The following is a 19,134-nucleotide window of genomic DNA, read 5'->3' on the forward strand; positions in this document are numbered from 1 at the left end:
CACCTCATTTCGTCATACGCGCGTAATATTGAGTGCCTTGCGCAGAATAAACGGACAGACAATCAAAAAAGCATATTCCGGGCTAAATATTGACCCCGTAAAGAACAACGACACTGGCGTAAAAAGATAAAGCTGCACGCGAAAGTTCTGATTATCCCCAAACGCGTTAATCATCATTTTGAAAACTTTAAACAGATACCACAGCGTCAACAATACGGCGAACCACGAAAAATAAATAATTAACAGATACAGACCATTGTCTATGGTTTTACCGACATCTGCACCGTTAAAGATTCCGAATGATGCAACATATTCGTAAAGTGAGCCAAATCTGACTACGCCATCAATATGGGTTAATGAATAGCCCACCATGACCAGCGGCCCAATAATGCGATAATAGGACGACGAACCTTCCGTTCCCAAATCACCCAGACGTTCTGAGATGTACGGGAATGCAAATATTACGCCGACTAAAAACACCGTCAGGGAGATAATCGCCAGCGGCAGTTTTTTCTTTATCGCATCCTTGTTCAGATACTGAAATGCCCATTCCAGCAGGTAGAACAATATAAATGTCATTACCCCCGAGAAAGAACCCGACAGAACAATCCCTGCAAGAATCATAGCATCGGTCTTGGGGGTTTTGATACCAAACTGTTTGATGCTGAGCCAAATTGAGATTAACGCCAGAGCAAAAAATGCCGGCTCAAAATAGAGTGCGGTAGTACGCTTGCCGCCAAACTTAATGAAGTTCAGTACATAACTGTTACTGTAAATGAGATATTTCGAAATCATCTCCATCAGGCTACTGCCACCGGTCAAAATAATTTGCGCCATTTCCAGTGCAGCCAGCATGACAATTAACGTAACGGCAATATAAAAGAACCTAAGGATTTTCCGATAATTGTGCGGTGAAATAGTTTTAAAGCGAATACTCCAGACCATGCCAATAATAATGACAATATAAACAAACAGCATGGTCGAGGTGACGTATTTACTGGCATCCAGTGACTGACCAAAGATGTAGTTAAATGCCGTCAGGCTAAATCCAACGCCGAGGGCAATCATCAGCTTTTTCAGGCTGATTTTTTCGACATACAGCAGCAGTAAGACCGGCAGGAACGTCACAATGGTAATGGGGAAGCTTTCGCCGAGCTGGGCAATCTTGACGTTGACCAGCAGGTAGATCAGCGGCAGCAGCAGATAACTACAGATTCTGATAGAACGAGACATATTCCTCCAGCATCTGTTGGCCACTGTACGCCTTGCGGCTACGGTTGCGGAACGATTCCAGGTCAGTGCCAAACACGGCCTGCGCGACGGCGGGCTTTGGCAGTTGCACCAGCGGCAGCACCTCATTTTCACTGAAGGTTTTGCCGCCAGATTTTTCCAGCACTTCACGCGCCGCGTCGCTGTGGGTGGCAATAACCGGCACGCCAATCGACAACGCTTCGCACAGGATCAACGGGTAGTTATCCACGCGGGAGCTAAAGACCAGCGCATCCATGCCGTTCAGCGCGCTCATCAGTTTACGTTTGTCGGTTTCGAATCCGTGGTTAATCACGTTCGCCCCTTCAAACGGGGAAAACTTGCCGAAGGTATGCAGCTCTATCTTGTCGCCGAGCGCCATGATGTCGCGCACCAGCTGTTGATTGGTTTTGCCGTCGTAACGCAGATCGTGTGCCACCACGGCAATTTTCGGTTTGCCTGCGGTGTGCGCCACGGGTTTCAGCTCTGCCAGGATAGCTTCGGTTGCCACGTCGATCCCGTTATTGATGATTTTGCAGCGCCCTGCCCCGTACAGGCTGTTGAAGGCATCGGCCACATGCTGGCTGGGGGAGATAAACGTGCAGCCGAGCGCGAGCATCTCGCGAAACAGCTGGCGTTTTCCCGCCACCAGCTGATGCGCCCGGTCCACTTTTACCGGTGGATAGTTGGTCAGCGTTGGGCACTTCTGGCAGTGCGTTTTCCAGCCTTCGCAACCGTCGGTAAAGGCGCAGCGTCCGGTCACGCTCCAGTGGTCATGCAGCGTCCAGACAAAAGTGGTGTCTGGTTTATGTGCTTTCACTTTTTCGCAAAAGGCCACAACCTCTTCCAGATTCAACCAGTAGCTATGCAGCACATGAAAATGCAGCACCACGGGCCCGGCCGAGCGCGTTACCGTGCGGTACAGGTTGTTCAGATTGCCAAACAGATCGCGGTTGAACAGACGGAAAAGTGCAATGTTGGCGATGGAAGTCACGCGCGGGGTCTGTTTCACCACCTGCGGGTAGTCATCGTGGCTGACACTTTTTTTGCCACCTTTGCCATAGCCGTATATGAAGCGCGACTGTAATCCTTTTTCCAGCGCGCGCTGGTGAAGATCCAGCGCCACGCCTGCCGCCCCGCCCTCAGCCAGACGAACGTTAAATTGCAGAATATTCATTTGATCACCTTCACGCGGGCTTTTTCGCCCACCACCAGCGCGTTATCAGGAATGCTGTCCAGCACCATGCTGCCGGCACCAATGGTTACGTTGTTACCCACGGTAATGTCACCAATGATCACCACATTGGCGCCCAGCTCGACGTTATTCCCGATGACAGGGCACGTAAGGCTCGCCGGCCCACGGTTGCCAATGGTCACCGCGTGGCGAATGGTGAAGTCATCACCCGCGACCACAAACTTATTGATCACCACGGCATAGCCGTGGTGGATGGTGAAGCGGCGGCCAATGGTGGCGGCAGCCTGAATTTCGTAGCCAAAAAAGCATTCGGTGATGATGCGGTACAGCACCAGAACCGGTGCTGCCCAGATATTGTTCAGCACGTTTTTTTTGCGCCATACCGAGCAAAAATGTGCGATGCGATAGGCCAGAACCATGCAGCAAGGGCGCAGGCTCCAGCTGTTCGCGCGGCAGTCTTCAAGAAACATTATTTCCCCCGAAGTCCATCAGCCAGACGCTTGGTATTGCGCACGGAAAAGAGCGTCAGCAGTGTGCGCCAGTTCATGCGCTTATTGCGGATCTGATAGAGGGTAAAGAGCTGATACTTACGGCTGGCACGGTCGAACTTGTCTTTGTGCTTACGGTAAAAGTGGAAGTAGCCGGAAAATTTCTTCGGCGACGAGGTGATTTGCATCTCCCCGTGATTGATATGCAGGATTTGCGTGGCTTCTTCCACTTTCCAGGGTTCGCCATACTCCACCACCATGCGCAGGAAAATATCGTAATCCTGCGCCGCCTTGAGTTCGGTATCGAACAGGTTTTCTTTGAAGCGCCAGGACCAGGAGAAGACCTGATTACCAATGATATTGCGCTTGTAAAACAGGCGACGGGAGTACGGTGATTTCGGATACAGCGGCAGACTCGCTGGCTGCGAATAGACTTCACCCTGGCAAACATAGTCGTTGGCATACAGAAACGCATGTGTAACCAGCTGATGCTGGTGCGACAGGAAGGTCGACAGACGGTTGGGCGTCCATTCGTCATCGTCGTCAATCCCGGTCAGATACTGCCCTTGCGCCTGCAATATCGCCTGGTTACGTACCGCACACGCCCCGGAGTTGATGGCGTTATGCGTGTACATCACCCGTGGGTCATTGAGGTCAGTCACGAACTTTTGCAGTTGTTCGTATGAAGAGGAACAGTCATCAACAATGAGCAGCTCCCAGTTATCGTAGTCCTGACGCAGGACCGACTTAATTGCGCGGATCGCCAACTGCTGACGATTCCATGTCGGCATATAAATAGAAATCAAAGGGCGTTGTGTGGTCATGGTATTCCCCTCACCCCAGCCCTCTCCCTTTGGGGAGAGGGTGAAAGGCAACATGTCGTTATATCCCGCACCGTCTGGGTGAGGGGCTTTATTTACTGTCAGATTTATATTCGTACTCGTAGTAGCCGTAATCCTGATAACTGCTCGCGCGACGGAAGATAGAGTTCAGGATCACCCCTTTCACATCGATACCGTTCTGCTCAAAGCGGCCCAGACTGGTTTCCACTTCCTTCAGGGTATTCACCGCATAGCGCGCCACCATCAGCGTGGTGCCCGCATGGCGACCCACAATGGCAGCATCGGTTACGGCCAGAATTGGTGGGGTATCAATCAACACCAGGTCGTAGTGTTTGCTCGCCCACTCCACCAGCTGGCTGAAGCGTTCGCTCATCAGCAGTTCAGACGGATTTGGCGGAACCTGGCCACGTGGAACAAGATGGAAATTCGGGATTGAGGTCGGTTTGGCGCACTGTTCAATCTCCCCTTTACCAAGCAGGATCTCCGACAGGCCATTGACGTTATTGGTGCCCAGCAGTTCGTGGGTGTAGCCTTTACGCATGTCGCAGTCGATCAGCAGAACACGTTTGTTGGTCTGGCTCACCACGGCCGCCAGGTTGGCACAGACAAACGTCTTACCGATTGACGGGCTCACCCCGGTCATCATCAGCACGTTATTTTTGGCCTGCATCATGGCGAAGTGCAGGCTGGTGCGCAGGCTACGAACCGCCTCGATGGCAAGGTCAGTTGGGTTGCCCACCGCCAGCAACTGGCTCTGCTTATAGCGCTTAACGCCTTTAACCGTTTTGACGCTATCACGCGATTTCTGCCATTCCGACAGCGGAATACTGGCGTAAACGCTGATGCCATTCTCTTCCAGCACCTGCGGGCTTTCGATACCGCGGTTAAACAGCGAGCGCAACAGCACACCCATCACCGAAAGCATCAGGCCGAGAATAATGCTGCCCAGAATAATCAGCGCTTTTTTCGGTTTCAGCACGCCGGGCTGCGTGATGGCGGAGTCAACAATGCGCACATCGCCCACGGTACTGGCTTCGGTGATTTTCAGCTCCTGCTGCTTGTTCAGCAGTTGCATGTAAACCTGCTGGCCAGATTCCACATCACGGGTCAGACGAACGATCTCCTGCTGGGTTTCCGGCATGGAGTTCACACGCTTGTTGAGATTGGCTTTTTCATCTTCCAGCGCCTGGCGTTTTTCCAGCAAGGTGCGGTACGCCGGGTGACGTTTGGTGTAGAGCTTGGAGATCTCCGCTTCTTTAAAGGTCAGCTCGTTCAGTTGGGCATCGATATTCACCATCGAATCCAGTACCGACTTCGCTTCCAGCGGCAGATCCACCGAGTCTTTCTTCTGGCGATAGCTGTTGAGCTTCTCTTCGGCTACGTCCAGACGCTGACGCACTTCCGGCAGTTGTTTTGCCAGGAAAGCCAGGCTTTTGGCCGCCTCTTCCGATTTACGCGCAATATTCTGCTCAAGGTAGTTGCGGGTGATGCTGTTCAGGATGTCGCGGATCTGATCCTTATCTTCACCGGTAAAGCTGAGGCTCAACACGCCGGTGTCTTTGCCGTTTTCGGTGACGCTAAGGTTGTTTTGCAGGTTGTTGATCATCCCCAGCATGGAGAATTTCGAGACGGTAAACTCGCTGCCCTCAGCCGCCTGAATGGCACTTACCATCATGCTGACGCCATTTTTGCTCAGCATCTGTCCCACTTCACCGCGCGCGCTAAAACCACCGTCGCTGGTAAGCTGGTACTGCTTTGGCCCAAGCACGGTCAGCGTGAAGGTTTGATCGGCACCGCCTTTTGGCAGGGTAAAGGTGGTCACGTTTACCGTGTCGTTCTGGCGCCCCATCAGCCTGTCCCATCCCGCGCCGAAGACCGGGAAGGTTTTTTTGGTGACGGCAATATCCAGATTGAGATCGTCAACCGTTTTGCCCAGCACCATACGCGACTGGATCAGCTGAATTTCGGCATCGGATGCCGGCGGTTTGTTCGCCAGCGCAGAGCCAATATCCTGCACCAGTGAGCTACCGCTATTTTGTTCAATCTGCACCAGCGCATCGGCGCTGTAGATTGGCGTGGCGAACAGAGTGTAAACAATGGCCGCCGCGGCAAACACGGCAGTTATGCCCAGAACCCACCATTTCGCCTCTACAATCGTGCCAACCAGACGACCAATATCGATTTCATCACTGCCCGATATCGGGGCGGCAGAAGGTTTTGTTTTTTCTGTCATTGTTATCCCTGCTGAGCTTTCAGTGCCTGCGCCCACTGACGGGCAGACTGGTCAAGTAAGGTATAAACCGCCTCAAATGCCTCTCGGCTCTTGCGATACGGATCGGGAATTTCGCGTTCATTGTCCCAGTGACCAAAGAGCATCACTTTGCCTCGCATTTCAGGTGCGATTTCACACAGGGCATGAATGTGGCGTTTTTCCATCGTCAGGATCAGGTCATATTCACGGCACATGCGCCCGGAGACCTGACGGGCGCAGTGCCCGTCTAAAGAGAGGTTATGATCCAACGCCACGTTCGCTGCACGCTCGTCGGCACCTTTACCCACCAGCGCCCCAAGCCCCGCGGAGTCAACCGTGAGAGCGGGTTGATAGTTTTTCAACAACCGCTCGCCCGTTGGGGAACGGCAAATGTTCCCCACGCACACCACCAGAATTTTGTTAAACATCGCGGATTACCAGGTATGGATGTCGCGCGCCGTATCCGTCATGTAGCGAACGCCACTGATGGTTGGCAGCAACTGGTTGATCAGGCGGTTCCAGCGGGCAACCGGTGCGGTTGTGACATACACCACATCGTACGGCTGGAGGCGGAATTCGGTTGCCATCACCAGGGAGGTCGCGTCGGACATATCCAGCTGGTAAATGTTGGCAATCTTCCCTTTCGCACTGCCTTCGCCTTTCAGCGGACGGATGACGAAAATACCGCTGGCGTTAGACGAGGTGAGATCGATGCCTTCAGCCGTCCCCAGCGCTTCGGTCAGGGTCATGCCGCTGAAGTCCATTTTGAGCGTGCTCTGTTTTTTCACTTCGCCCATCACGAACACTTTCAGATCGTCATTGCGCGGAACAAACAAAATGTCGCCCGGATAGAGCAGACGGTTCTGGCTCAGGTCGCCGTTTTGCATCAGCGCCTGAAGGGAAATGCGCTGCTCCTGGCCATTGTGAGTCAGCACCACATTGCGCCAGTCTGCCGCATCGGTCAGGCCGCCTGCGGCGTTGATGGCGTCCAGCACCGTCAGCGGCACGTTGCTGATGGCCTGCTGACCCGATTTATTCACCTGCCCGGAGACATAGGCCTTTTGCGAGCGGAATGCGGCGATATTAACGTCCACCTGCGGGTCAGCGATGTACTGCGCTAAGCGGCCGGTAATATCACTACGAATTTCGGCAAGGGTTTTCCCCACCACGTGGACTTTACCGATGTAGGGATAGAACATGGTTCCGTCCGGCTGAACCCAGTTCCCGGTATCGCTGGAGCTGCGGTACTGGCCTGCTGGCGTGGTCAGCTCCGGGTGATCCCAGACGGTCACGTTAATCACATCCCCTGGCCCGACGCGATACTGGTAGGCGGCAATTTCCTGGTCCAGGGATGTATTTGGCTGGGCCACATTTGGCCGTGGACGTAATTGTTCCACCAGACGCGGGGTCAGTGGATAAACATTCACCATCCGGTCGAGGTCGAAATCAGCGTCCTGCTGTTTGATCACATCCTTTCCCATGGTTGACATATTGCTGCCGGGAAAAACCGTACAACCACTCATCAAGGTCACAGACACCAATAATGGCATCAGTTTCATTTTGGATTTCATCATTGATTATTTATCACTTTGGCAGAGTAATTATCCTGTGCAATTTAAATAAGCGCGGATTGAAACGACACTCAGAATGCAGTTAATAAAATAGAAATATAACTGGCATCAGTCCTAAAAAAAGCTTATTCACCCATTGGCTATTGACAGAATAATCGGGGCCGATTCACACGCTTTCAGGCACGCTACCGCCCTTGGCTTTCAGTTACCAATACACTGTCTAAACAATATGTTATGGATAAACACCTTCTTTGATTCGGTTGAGATGAAAATATATCAGGCGCAATTAGGGCCGCTTTGATAATGAATCCCTTACCATTCCGTAAGCATGGTAATAGCAACAAGAAATTTGATACTGGAGGAATTGTTGCAGCTAACGTAATAGCAGGCAAGGTAACAACCGTCCGGAAATGGCTTTTTAAGAATAATATTAAGAGCAAATTTTTCGCCTTTTAGGATTTTCTTTATATTGACATAATTAAATTAAAAACCATTCCCTGCGATATTTCTTATTTTTATTCATTATCAGATAAAACGATATTTAACATGAAAATAATAAGGCTATTTTCCTGCGCAGCACTCAGTCGGTTATTGAGATAAATCTCAGGTCGTCATTGCAATTTCGTCCAGCTTTATCCATGATCGAAGTGTGACATCTGTCATATAACAGAAGGTATTGCTATTACTATGGAATGGATTGCCGATCCATCAATCTGGGCCGGGCTGGTCACTCTGGTGGTCATCGAATTAGTGCTCGGGATTGATAATCTGGTCTTTATCGCCATCCTCGCCGAAAAACTGCCCTCTTCACAGCGCGACCGCGCGCGCGTAACGGGCTTACTGCTGGCGATGGTGATGCGTTTACTGCTGCTGGCCTCTATCTCCTGGCTTGTGACGCTCACAAAACCGCTGATTGTCTTTCATGGCCTGAGTTTCAGCGCCCGCGATCTGATCATGCTGTTCGGCGGGTTGTTCCTGCTGTTTAAAGCCACGGTCGAACTCAACGAACGGCTCGAAGGCAAAGACAGCGAAAACCCAACCCAGCGCCGGGGCGCGAAGTTCTGGCCCGTCGTTGCGCAAATCGTGGTGCTGGATGCGGTCTTCTCGCTGGACTCCGTGATTACCGCGGTTGGCATGGTGGACCATCTGGCCGTGATGATGGCAGCGGTGATTATTGCTATTACCCTGATGGTGATGGCCAGCAAAGCGCTCACTCGGTTTGTGAACAGCCATCCGACGATTGTGATCCTGTGTCTCAGCTTCCTGCTGATGATTGGCTTTAGCCTTGTCGCCGACGGTTTTGGGTTCCACATTCCGAAAGGCTATCTGTACGCCGCAATCGGCTTCTCGGTGATCATCGAGTCGCTTAACCAACTGGCCATTTTCAACCGTCGTCGCTTTCTGTCTGCCAACCAGACCCTGCGCCAGCGCACCGCCGACACGGTTATGCGCCTGCTCAGCGGGCAAAAAGAGGATGCCGAGCTTGATGCGGAGTCCGCCTCTCTGCTGGCCGACCACAACGATAACCAGATTTTTAATCCTCAGGAGCGCCTGATGATTGAGCGCGTGCTCAACCTCAATCAGCGCTCGGTCAGCAGTATCATGACCTCCCGCCATGATATTGAGCATATCGATCTGACGGCACCGGAGTCCCAAATCCGTGCCCTGCTGGACAAAAACCAGCACACCCGTGTGGTGGTCACCGGCGGAGAAGAGGAAGAAGACCTGCTTGGTGTGGTGCACGTTATCGACCTTCTTCAGCAGCAGCTGCGCGGTGAGACGCTCGATTTACGCGCGCTGGTGCGCCAGCCGCTGGTGTTCCCGGAGACGTTGCAGTTGCTCTCTGCGCTGGAACAGTTCCGTAATGCCCGCACCCACTTTGCCTTTGTGGTGGATGAATTTGGCTCGGTTGAAGGGCTAGTCACCCTCAGTGACGTGATGGAAACCATCGCCGGTAATCTGCCGAACGAAGTTGATGAAATTGACGCCCGCCATGATATCCAGAAAAACCCGGACGGCTCCTGGACGGCCAACGGCCATATGCCGCTGGAAGATCTGGTGCAGTATGTGCCGCTGCCGCTGGATGAAAAGCGCGAATACCACACCATCGCGGGCCTGTTGATGGAGTATTTGCAACGTATTCCGCAGCCTGGCGAAGAGGTGCAGGTGGGTGATTACCTGATCAAAACGCTACAGGTTGAGAGCCATCGCGTGCAGAAAGTGCAGCTGATACCGCTGCGCAGTGAGGACGAACTGGATTTTGAGGTGTAGGTAAAAACAAAACGGCAACCCCGTTGCCGTTTTTAGAGTTTGCTCCCCTGGGCCGGGGCCGCACAGGCCACCCGGCACAACATCCATCAAAGCTTATCTAACAGCTTCTTCACGTCCTTCCCGCTTTGCGAATCCTTATTACGATCCGCCCAGTCATTCAGTCGACGCTTCGCTTCATCCTGCAAATGCTTACGCAGCACTTGATCCACCTGAAGGCTGTAGTTCAGCGCCTGCCATTTACCGTACACGTTCAGCGGGATCGGCGTTTCTTTCAGGAAGTCGATCAGCTTGCTTTCGCCTTCCCAGCCGGATAACACACGCACTTTAAAACGCGTATCCGCCGTCTCTTTCACCAGGTCGAGCGTACCGGCACCGGTCAAAGACAGTAAGGATGATGTCCCTTCCATGCCGTCCAGCGAAAGCTGCCCGTTGTCCAGCGTCAGGTCCGTGGTAAATGCGTCAAGACGCGTTGCGCTGTCGTAATTCTCTTGAGCCTTCACATCGCTGCTGCGTTCAACCGCCTGCTGCACCAGTTGCTGGAAGTTCAGCCCTTCCATGCGGGTGTCTTTCAGATCAAGATGCGCCTGCCCCTGCCATTCGCGACGGAAAGCATCAGCATCAATTCGGGTGCCAGAGAAATCCCCCGCCAGCGTCATCTGCCCGGTCAGTGAGATCGGGTAATTGAAGGCTTTAAGGATGGTGCCAATCTCAACGTTTTCGAGACGCGGCTGGAATTCTGCCGTCGGGTTATCGTTGCGTACGTCCAGAGTACCGGGTAATGAAAGGTGCCCTGCGCCCATTTTGCCACTGAGTTCAGAGATAACCAGCAGGCCATTATGGTTGAACATCTGGCTGCTGACGTCAGTGAAGTCGATACCACGCCAGCGCACGCTGTTAGCCTTGAGCAAGACATCGGCGGTAAAGCCACGCAACCCGTTGTAATCGGGCTGGTCAAGATTCGACGAGATAACAGGACGCGGCTGCTTCACCTGGCTCTGACCGTTCTGCGGTGCATCAGCGCTGGCGGCATCCGGCGAAGGGGCCGCGAGCAGATTTTCCAGATTGAGCTTATCGAATTGCAGGTTGAACACCCACTTCGGTTTTTCAGCAAGCGTGACGCTCGCCTGCCCTTTCAGGTTGCTGTCATTGGCCTGCAAATTAAGATTATCCAGCTCAAGCTGTTTAAGCTCTTCACGCCAGACCGCCTGTAATGTGCCCTGCCCGGTAATACCTTGTGTCGGCAGGTCTGCGCCCGTGAGCTGCCAGTTAAGCTGCTGGATATCCGCCGTCAGCTGATGCGGATAATCTGCAGCGTTGACGTTTGCGTCCAGAGACACCGTCAGATCCCGCTGATCGCGATTGACACGACCGGAGAATTCAATGGCTGCCTGGTGGTTTGCATCCTGCTCCATCTTCAGGCTGATATTGCGCACGGTGACCTGTTCATCATCTTCATGCTGAAACACGAGGACGCTGTCGGCCACTTTCAGGCTGCCGATATCGAACGACCAGCCGGTATCAGACGGCGCATCCGGTAAGGTATTTTCACGCGGCGCAACCGGCGCATCGGATGTACGGACCGCTTCGGTTTGCGGTGTAAGCTGGATCACCGCACCTTTGAGCATCACCTGGTTGACCTGGAGCTGATGCGAAAAGAGCGGGATCAGAGCGACATCAAGACGCATATTGTCTGCCGACACCAGCGGCGCTGACGCCCCTGGCGCCGTTAACGACATGCGGCCAGAGAGGATGCTGAGCTGCGGCCAGACGTGCCAGCGCAGCGGCCCATCAAGCTTCAGTTGATATCCGCTGCGCACCTCGACCTGACGCACCATGTAGGCGCGAAAATCATTTGGGTTAACCAGCAGAACCAACGCCGAAAGGCCAGCTACCAGCACCACCAGCAAAATCATCAGCGTTGTCAGAACTCTTCTCATGGCATCCTCAGTGGACTAACAATCAGTCTTTATCGATACGGCTGGCGACGGCACCCTGCTGATCGCGGTATTTAGCATCCTGACGGCGATTGTAAGGACGTGCTGCCGGACCGGACAGCGGCTCGAAGCTCAGCGCTCCAATCATCATACCAGGACGCAGTGCCAGCGGCAGTTTACCGGCATTGAAAAACTCCAGCACAATACGACCAGACCAGCCCGGATCGATACGGTGTGCGGTCACGTGTACCATCAGCCCCAGACGCGCCAGAGAGGAACGGCCATCCAGCCAGCCAACCAGGTCAGCCGGAAGCGTGACGGACTCAAAGGTGACTGCCAGGGCGAGCTCGCCCGGATGAAGGTAAAACGCGTCACCTTCTTCAAGTACAATTTCATCACTCATTACGCGGTCAAGCGCAGCGCTGACTTCATCTTTCGGCCCGCTGAGGTCGATAAATGGCGCAGTATGACCACTGAACGTACGGAATTTATTCCCCAGACGCACATCAACGGTCACACCGTTGATTCGCTCCACTGGCGGACGAGGAGTAATAGACAGGCGGCCTTCATCCAGCCAGGCTTCTATATCTTGGTCACAAAGACGCATGGCACTTTCTCCTTTCGTGCATCAATGCCTGAAGCCTGTCAGGCTCCAGGGCAAACCAGGTTATCTCTGAACGGTACACAATTCGCGCGGTTTATTCAAAAAACTGGCTGATTTTCGCTTTTAAGATATCAATGGCGATACGGTTTTTACCGCCGCGAGGCACGATGATATCGGCGTATTGCTTGGACGGTTCGATAAATTGCAGGAACATCGGACGGACGGTTTTCTGGTATTGGGCCATAACGGAATCCATCGAACGGCCACGTTCGTTAACGTCACGCTTAATACGACGCATCAGGCAGATATCCAACGGGGTATCAACAAAGATAGAGAAGTTCATTGATTCACGCAGGCGAGCGTCCGTCAGTAACAGAATGCCCTCAAGGATAATGACCTTTTTCGGCTCAATACGTACCGTTTCTTTGGTACGGGTATGCTCAACATAGCTGTAAACAGGCAGTTCGATCGCCTGGCCGCTTTTAAGCGCTTCTAAATGCTGGAACAGCAGGCTGTGATCCATTGCATTCGGATGGTCATAGTTGGTTTTAACGCGCTCTTCCATCGAGAGATGCGATTGATCTTTATAATAACTATCTTCGGGAATGACACCGATGTGCTCATCACCAACTTGATCCCGCAGTTCGCGATAAAGCGTACTGGCAATAAGACTTTTACCTGAAGCCGATGCGCCGGCGATGCCGATAATGACGCACTGATGAGACTTATCAGTCATAAATTTAGCGACCTGATTAACCTGGATGTTAAGGAAGGACGACGCCGGAGCGTCAAACGCGGCAATTATAGGGATTTCGTGGGCGTGATACCAGTCGAATACACAGGTTATGCGAGACAGCCTCAAAAGTGCCTTTTCACTCCCTTAATGAAATTTAAATGACCAATTTTTCAGCGTTTAACATGAATTTTTTGCAGAGTAACTATTTAATAAGTCTATGATGTCAAATTATGAGCAGTCGCCATATGAATTGTAAATTGTTTGTACTAGCATAAACGAAATTCATAAATTCATTCGTCTGGACCTGTTTCCGGACGGCCTCGCGTCCCTGGATAAAGCGGTAATGAATAAACAATACCAGCGGGTTTTGGTTACCACCCCACATCCTTTACTGCGACTTGTCTTTCTGGGCCTGGTCACCTTTATCTTTACGTTGTTCTCGCTTGAACTGACCCGTTTTGGAACGCTGCTGGCGCCATTATGGTTCCCGACGTCAATTATGATGGTCGCGTTTTACCGTCACGCGGGGAAAATGTGGCCCGGCATTGCGCTGGCCTGCTCCTTTGGCAATGTTTTCGCCTCCTGGATGATCCTCTCATGGGGCGAAATCAGCCTCGCCTACACGGTCATTAACGTTATCGAAGCCTGTGTCGGCGCATTACTGCTACGAAAACTGCTGCCCTGGTACAACCCGCTACAAAACCTGAATGACTGGATCCGTCTGGCCATCGGCAGCGCCCTGATACCGCCGCTGGTAGGTGGCGTGTTGGTTTACTTCATCGTTCCGAGCCCGGAGCCGCTGCGTAACTTTCTGGTCTGGGTATTATCAGAGGCCATCGGAGCACTGGCACTGGTGCCATTAGGGTTACTGTTTAAACCGCACTATCTGCTGCGCCACCGTAACCCGCGACTGCTGCTGGAAACGCTCGTGACCATGGCGATCACGCTGGTCCTGAGCTGGGTTGCTATTACCTGGCTTCCGTGGCCGTTCACCTGTGTCATTGTCCTGCTGATGTGGAGCGCGGTACGCCTGCCGCGCCTGGAAGCGTTCCTGGTATTTTTGGTCACCGTGATGATGGTGTCGCTGATGATTGCGCAAAACCCCGCGCCAATGGCCACCCAAAATGCCAGCGCAATGGTCAACGCGCCGTGGCTGCCGTTCCTGATGATGCTGCTGCCGGCCAACGTGATGACCATGGTGATGTATGCGTTTCGGGCGGAACGTAAGCACATCACCGAAAGCGAAGAGCGTTTTCGCAACGCGATGGAATATTCCGCCATCGGTATGGCATTAGTCGGCATTGAAGGCCAGTGGCTCCAGGCCAACAAAGCGCTGTGTAACTTTTTGGGATATACCCAGACCGAGCTGCAGTCGCTCACCTTCCAGCAACTGACCTGGCCTGACGATTTAAACTCCGACCTCGAACAGTTGGAACAGCTGATCAACGGGGACATCAACACCTATTCGCTGGAAAAACGCTACTACACCCGTCACGGGGAAGTGGTCTGGGCGTTGCTCGCCGTCTCGGTTGTGCGCCATGCGGATGGCACTCCCCTCTATTTTATTGCCCAGATTGAAGACATTAACGACCTGAAACAGACGGAATGGGTAAATAAACGTCTGATGGAGCGTATTACGCTCGCCAATGAAGCGGGTGGTATTGGTATCTGGGAATGGGATCTTGAACCTGACATCATCAGCTGGGACAAAAAAATGTTCGAGCTGTATGAAATCCCGCCGCATATCAAACCTACGTGGCAAATCTGGCATGAAGCGATGGTGCCGGAAGACCGTCCCTATGCTGAACAGGTGATCCGCGATTCGCTGATGGCAAGGCTGCCGTTTAAGCTGGAATTCCGTATCCGGGTGAAAGAAGGTGTGCGCCATATCCGCTCTCTCGCCAACCGGGTGCTGAATAAACAAGGGGAAGTTGAGCGTCTGCTTGGCATCAACATGGATATGACCGAAGTTAAACAGCTTAACGAGGCGTTATTCCAGGAAAAAGAGCGGCTGCACATTACCCTTGATTCCATCGGCGAAGCGGTACTTTGTACCGATGTCGACATGAACGTCACCTTCATGAACCCTGTCGCCGAGAAGATGAGCGGCTGGACTCAGGTTGAAGCCATTGGTCAGCCGATCCTGAAAGTTCTGCATATTACCTTTGGTGAGAACGGCCCGTTGATGGAAAACATCCACAGCGGTGATATGTCTCGCTCCGATATCGAACAGGATGTGGTGCTGAACTGCCGCAGCGGCGGGAGTTTTGACATTCATTACAGCATCACGCCGCTCAGTACGCTGGATGGACAAAATATCGGCTCGGTGCTGGTTATCCAGGACGTCACCGAATCACGCAAAATGCTGCGCCAGTTGAGTTATAGCGCTTCTCACGATGCCCTCACCCACCTGGCAAACCGCGTGAGCTTTGAAAGCCATCTCAAGCGGCTGTTGCAGACGGTTCAGGAAACTCGCCAGCGTCATGCGCTGGTCTTTATCGATCTTGACCGCTTCAAAGCCGTCAACGATACGGCAGGCCATGCGGCGGGCGATGCCCTGCTGCGTGAGCTTTCATCATTAATGCTGACCATGCTCCGTTCAAGCGATGTTCTGGCGCGCCTGGGCGGCGATGAGTTTGGCCTGCTGCTGCCTGACTGTAATATCGAAAGCGCACGCTATATCGCTGGGCGTTTGATCCACGCCATTAATGACTATCACTTCATGTGGGAAGGTCGCCTGCATCGTATCGGCGCCAGTGCGGGCATCACCCTGATTGACGAAAATAACTACCAGGCAGCGGAAGTGATGTCCCAGGCGGATATCGCCTGTTACGCCTCCAAGAACAACGGCCGTGGTGTAGTTACGGTCTACGAGCCTCAGCAGGAACGTGTTCACACCACGCGCGGCATGATGTCGCTCGATGAGCAGTGGCACATGATCAAAGACAACCACCTGATGATGATTGCCCGCAGCGTGGCCTCGCCGCGCATCCCGGAAAGCAGTAATTTCTGGCTGATTTCACTGCGCCTGTGGACCAGCCAGGGCGAAGTGCAGGAAGAACACGCGTTCCGTGCCGGGCTGGCCGAACCTGAACTGCTTCACGCCCTCGACAGACGTATTTTCAGTGAGTTTTTCCGTACCTATGCGGCCCAGGTTGCCAGCAAAGGAATGGGCGTTGCCCTGCCGCTTTCAGAGGCGGGTTTAGCCAGCGTCACGCTGGTAGACGAACTGCTCGAACTGCTGGAGAAAGGCCCGTTCCCGGGGCGTCTGCTGCATCTGATTATCACCATTGACGTTTTGAACAACCCAGATCCAAACGTACAGAATGGGCTGCAAAAACTCCGTCACGTTGGCTGTCGTGTGGTGTTAAGCCAGGTGGGGCGCAATATGGATGTGTTCAACCAGCTGAGCATCAATATGGCCGATTACCTGATGCTGGATGCCGAAGTGGTGACCAACGTTCACGGTAATCTGATGGATGAGATGATGGTGACCATTATTCAGGGCCACGCCCAGCGCCTGGGCATGAAAACCATTGCCGGCCCAAGCAATCAGCCGATGATGATGGACACCTTATCCGGCATTGGCATCGACTTTATCTATGGCGACACCATCGCCGAACCGCAGCCGCTGGAGTTACTGCTGAACACCAGTTACTTCGCCATCAACTAACGGCGTCCAGCCGTCGGTGTACCAGATGTGCAGTAGCGCATAGGAACGCCACGGCTGCCAGCGCTCGGCATAGCGCCGGATTTGCGCCGGTGTCATCCCGGCAAAACGCTGCTTAATCAGATAATCATCCGGCAGGAACACATCTTTTGCCTGCCATCCGCGCAGCGCAAGATAGTTGGCCGTCCAGCGGCCAATCCCGGGCCGCAGCTGTAACGCTTTCATTCCCGCGTCAATATCATCCGGCGGCGTGAGCGGGAATGTCCCGTTGACCACAGATTGCGCCAGATGAATCAGCGACTCAGCCCGCTTAACAGGCATCCCGAGCGCCTTCAGCGCCAGCGGATCGGCGGCTGCCAGCGCATCAGGGGAGGGAAAGCAAAGGTAGTCAGGGAAATCTTTCACCGGCGCGCCACACAGTGCCACCACGCGCGCGGCCAGTTTCACCGCCATCGCCACGCTCACCAGTTGCCCCAGAATCGCCCTTACGCCCTGCTCCCAGGCATCCATCGAGCCCGGCAAACGAAGCCCTGGCCGGGCTGCGCCAAGCTCACCGAGCGTTGCGAGGACGCGTTGCGGTTCGCAGGCAAGATCGAACAGACGTTCAATCCGCGCCAGGCAGGCCGACGACACAGGAACCAGCCCCGGGCTTAAGGTAACCTTCAGGGTACAGGTGTCGGTATCAGGAGTGACGCGAAACACGCCCTGATGCCCGTCACAGGCGAAACTCCGCTCGTAGAAGGTATCCGTGACGGTTTCAACGCCCGTGACCGCACGCGCGCCAAGAAAGCCAAACATCCATTGCCAGTCGTAAGGGGGTTGCCAGTTCAGGGTGTACATCGCGACTCCTTTTAGGTTCACCACAGCATAAACCGAACAGGCTTGTTTCGCCTTGCTTTCATATTCCTGTTGTCGCAGGCCGGACATTTCGCTAAAGTCTCGCCCCTTCTCACTGGCATGGGGATGTCTACGTGTTTATTGGATTTGACTACGGTACGGCTAACTGTTCAGTTGCCATCATGCAAAACGGGCAACCACAGCTCCTGAAAATGGAAAAAGAGAGCACGTTGCTGCCGTCCATGCTTTGCGCTCCCACTCGTGAAGCGGTCAGCGAATGGCTGTTCCGTCATCACCAGGTTCCGGCCACTGGCGCGGAATCGCAGGCGTTGCTGCGCCGTGCAGTCAGTTTTAACCGCGAAGAGGATATCGACGTCACGCCATCCAGCGTGCAGTTTGGCCTCTCTTCGCTGGGTCATTACGTTGAAGATCCTGAAGAGGTCTACTTCGTTAAATCACCGAAGTCGTTCCTGGGCGCAAGCGGGCTGAAACCGCAGCAGGTGGCCATGTTTGAAGACCTGGTGTGCGCCATGATGTTGCATATCCGCAATCAGGCGCAGACCCAGGTTACTGATGCCATCACCCAGGCGGTGATTGGTCGTCCGATTAACTTCCAGGGATTAGGCGGCGAAGAAGCCAACCAGCAGGCGCAGGGCATTCTTGAGCGTGCCGCACACCGCGCGGGCTTCCGCGATGTGGTGTTCCAGTATGAACCGGTTGCCGCAGGGCTGGATTTTGAAGCCACCCTGACGGAAGAAAAACGGGTTCTGGTGGTGGATATCGGCGGGGGAACGACAGACTGCTCCCTGCTGCTGATGGGGCCACAATGGCACGCGCGCCGTGACCGCGAAAATAGCCTGCTGGGGCACAGTGGTTGCCGCGTGGGCGGTAACGATCTGGATATCGCTCTGGCGTTTAAAAGCCTGATGCCGCTGCTGGGCATGGGCGGGCAGACGGAAAAAGGGATTGCCCTGCCGATCCTGCCGTGGTGGAATGCTATCGCCATCAACGACGTGCCGGCACAAAGTGATTTCTACAGCACCGCTAACGGACGTTTCCTGAATGATCTGGTGCGCGATGCCCAGGACGCAGAGAAAGTCGCCCTGCTGCATAAAGTGTGGCGTCAGCGCCTGAGCTATCGCGTGGTGCGTACCGCTGAAGAGAGTAAAATTGCGCTCTCGGCAATCCCTGAGCACGCGGTGACCTTGCCGTTTATTAGCGATGACCTTGCCACTGCCATTACGCAGGACGGGCTGGAAACGGCGCTCACGCAGCCGTTACAGCGCATTCTGGAGCAGGTTCAGCTGGCACTGGAAAATGGCAAAGAGAAGCCGGACGTAATTTACCTGACGGGAGGGAGCGCCCGCTCACCGCTCATCAAGAAAGCACTGGCGGAACAACTGCCGGGAATACCGATTGCGGGCGGCGATGACTTTGGATCCGTTACCGCAGGTCTGGCGCGCTGGGCGCAGGTGATGTTTAGCTAA

Annotated in this window: 14 protein-coding genes; 3 read left to right on the top strand and 11 right to left on the bottom strand. The window is 53.7% G+C overall.

The genetic code is table 11. The features are described from left to right. Window positions 1-12: 12 nt before the first annotated feature. From wcaD to ACT9TW_RS20455, 7 genes are all read right to left on the bottom strand, one after another. A complete protein-coding gene (gene wcaD, locus ACT9TW_RS20425) occupies window positions 13-1,233 on the bottom strand; it encodes a colanic acid polymerase WcaD (protein WP_182061688.1) in 1,221 nt (406 codons plus the stop codon). Continuing rightward, window positions 1,208-2,425, bottom strand: coding sequence for a colanic acid biosynthesis glycosyltransferase WcaC (gene wcaC / locus ACT9TW_RS20430; protein WP_446493531.1), 1,218 nt, complete (start codon window positions 2,423-2,425; stop codon window positions 1,208-1,210). Before wcaC ends, wcaD begins: the two co-directional genes overlap by 26 nt. After that, window positions 2,422-2,913 carry a colanic acid biosynthesis acetyltransferase WcaB gene (gene wcaB, locus ACT9TW_RS20435; protein ID WP_446493532.1) on the bottom strand — a complete coding sequence of 164 codons (492 nt, stop codon included), beginning with the start codon at window positions 2,911-2,913 and terminating at the stop codon, window positions 2,422-2,424. Before wcaB ends, wcaC begins: the two co-directional genes overlap by 4 nt. Continuing rightward, a complete protein-coding gene (gene wcaA / locus ACT9TW_RS20440; RefSeq protein ID WP_014070940.1) occupies window positions 2,913-3,755 on the bottom strand; it encodes a colanic acid biosynthesis glycosyltransferase WcaA in 843 nt (280 codons plus the stop codon). The genes wcaB and wcaA overlap by 1 nt, the downstream gene beginning before the upstream one ends. 88 nt (window positions 3,756-3,843) lie before the next feature. Next, window positions 3,844-6,006, bottom strand: a complete 2,163-nt coding sequence (gene wzc / locus ACT9TW_RS20445; protein ID WP_446493533.1) for a tyrosine-protein kinase Wzc — start codon at window positions 6,004-6,006, stop codon at window positions 3,844-3,846. 2 nt (window positions 6,007-6,008) lie between these two features. After that, window positions 6,009-6,452, bottom strand: coding sequence for a low molecular weight protein-tyrosine-phosphatase Wzb (gene wzb / locus ACT9TW_RS20450; protein ID WP_166716174.1), 444 nt, complete (start codon window positions 6,450-6,452; stop codon window positions 6,009-6,011). A 6-nt stretch (window positions 6,453-6,458) separates the two neighbouring features. Continuing rightward, window positions 6,459-7,598, bottom strand: a complete 1,140-nt coding sequence (locus ACT9TW_RS20455; protein WP_259830312.1) for a polysaccharide export protein — start codon at window positions 7,596-7,598, stop codon at window positions 6,459-6,461. Window positions 7,599-8,282: 684 nt separating this feature from the next. Between ACT9TW_RS20455 and ACT9TW_RS20460 the strand changes: the two genes are divergently transcribed. Further along, window positions 8,283-9,866, top strand: coding sequence for a TerC family protein (locus tag ACT9TW_RS20460; protein WP_446493534.1), 1,584 nt, complete (start codon window positions 8,283-8,285; stop codon window positions 9,864-9,866). Window positions 9,867-9,952: 86 nt separating this feature from the next. On the opposite strand, the gene asmA is transcribed toward ACT9TW_RS20460, so the two are convergent. The 3 genes from asmA to udk all read right to left on the bottom strand — a co-directional run bounded on the left by asmA (window position 9,953) and on the right by udk (window position 13,140). Then, entirely contained in the window at window positions 9,953-11,803 is a 1,851-nt protein-coding gene (gene asmA / locus ACT9TW_RS20465) for an outer membrane assembly protein AsmA (RefSeq protein ID WP_446493535.1), read from the bottom strand. 22 nt (window positions 11,804-11,825) lie between these two features. After that, the gene (gene dcd, locus ACT9TW_RS20470; protein ID WP_182061700.1) at window positions 11,826-12,407 is read right to left on the bottom strand and encodes a dCTP deaminase; all 582 of its coding nucleotides are present in this window, start codon (window positions 12,405-12,407) and stop codon (window positions 11,826-11,828) included. Window positions 12,408-12,498: 91 nt separating this feature from the next. Further along, a complete protein-coding gene (gene udk / locus ACT9TW_RS20475) occupies window positions 12,499-13,140 on the bottom strand; it encodes a uridine kinase (RefSeq protein WP_182061701.1) in 642 nt (213 codons plus the stop codon). 343 nt (window positions 13,141-13,483) lie between these two features. On the opposite strand from udk, the gene ACT9TW_RS20480 reads away from it, so the two are divergent. After that, entirely contained in the window at window positions 13,484-16,813 is a 3,330-nt protein-coding gene (locus ACT9TW_RS20480) for a diguanylate cyclase (RefSeq protein ID WP_446493536.1), read from the top strand. Here the strand turns inward: ACT9TW_RS20480 and alkA are convergent. After that, complete coding sequence (gene alkA / locus ACT9TW_RS20485) at window positions 16,778-17,650, bottom strand: DNA-3-methyladenine glycosylase 2 (RefSeq protein ID WP_446493537.1); 873 nt, start codon at window positions 17,648-17,650, stop codon at window positions 16,778-16,780. The genes ACT9TW_RS20480 and alkA overlap by 36 nt on opposite strands. A gap of 131 nt (window positions 17,651-17,781) precedes the next feature. Between alkA and yegD the strand changes: the two genes are divergently transcribed. Next, window positions 17,782-19,134, top strand: a complete 1,353-nt coding sequence (gene yegD, locus ACT9TW_RS20490) for a molecular chaperone (protein ID WP_446493538.1) — start codon at window positions 17,782-17,784, stop codon at window positions 19,132-19,134.

It is taken from the genome of Enterobacter sp. C4G1 (genome assembly GCF_052886895.1).

Excerpts from the sequence above, each read along its gene's own strand:
- wcaD (WP_182061688.1), bottom strand. The coding sequence starts at position 1,233 with ATGTCTCGTTCTATCAGAATCTGTAGTTATCTGCTGCTGCCGCTGATC.
- wcaC (WP_446493531.1), bottom strand. The coding sequence starts at position 2,425 with ATGAATATTCTGCAATTTAACGTTCGTCTGGCTGAGGGCGGGGCGGCA.
- wcaB (WP_446493532.1), bottom strand. The coding sequence starts at position 2,913 with ATGTTTCTTGAAGACTGCCGCGCGAACAGCTGGAGCCTGCGCCCTTGC.
- wcaA (WP_014070940.1), bottom strand. The coding sequence starts at position 3,755 with ATGACCACACAACGCCCTTTGATTTCTATTTATATGCCGACATGGAAT.
- wzc (WP_446493533.1), bottom strand. The coding sequence starts at position 6,006 with ATGACAGAAAAAACAAAACCTTCTGCCGCCCCGATATCGGGCAGTGAT.
- wzb (WP_166716174.1), bottom strand. The coding sequence starts at position 6,452 with ATGTTTAACAAAATTCTGGTGGTGTGCGTGGGGAACATTTGCCGTTCC.
- ACT9TW_RS20455 (WP_259830312.1), bottom strand. The coding sequence starts at position 7,598 with ATGATGAAATCCAAAATGAAACTGATGCCATTATTGGTGTCTGTGACC.
- ACT9TW_RS20460 (WP_446493534.1), top strand. The coding sequence starts at position 8,283 with ATGGAATGGATTGCCGATCCATCAATCTGGGCCGGGCTGGTCACTCTG.
- asmA (WP_446493535.1), bottom strand. The coding sequence starts at position 11,803 with ATGAGAAGAGTTCTGACAACGCTGATGATTTTGCTGGTGGTGCTGGTA.
- dcd (WP_182061700.1), bottom strand. The coding sequence starts at position 12,407 with ATGCGTCTTTGTGACCAAGATATAGAAGCCTGGCTGGATGAAGGCCGC.
- udk (WP_182061701.1), bottom strand. The coding sequence starts at position 13,140 with ATGACTGATAAGTCTCATCAGTGCGTCATTATCGGCATCGCCGGCGCA.
- ACT9TW_RS20480 (WP_446493536.1), top strand. The coding sequence starts at position 13,484 with ATGAATAAACAATACCAGCGGGTTTTGGTTACCACCCCACATCCTTTA.
- alkA (WP_446493537.1), bottom strand. The coding sequence starts at position 17,650 with ATGTACACCCTGAACTGGCAACCCCCTTACGACTGGCAATGGATGTTT.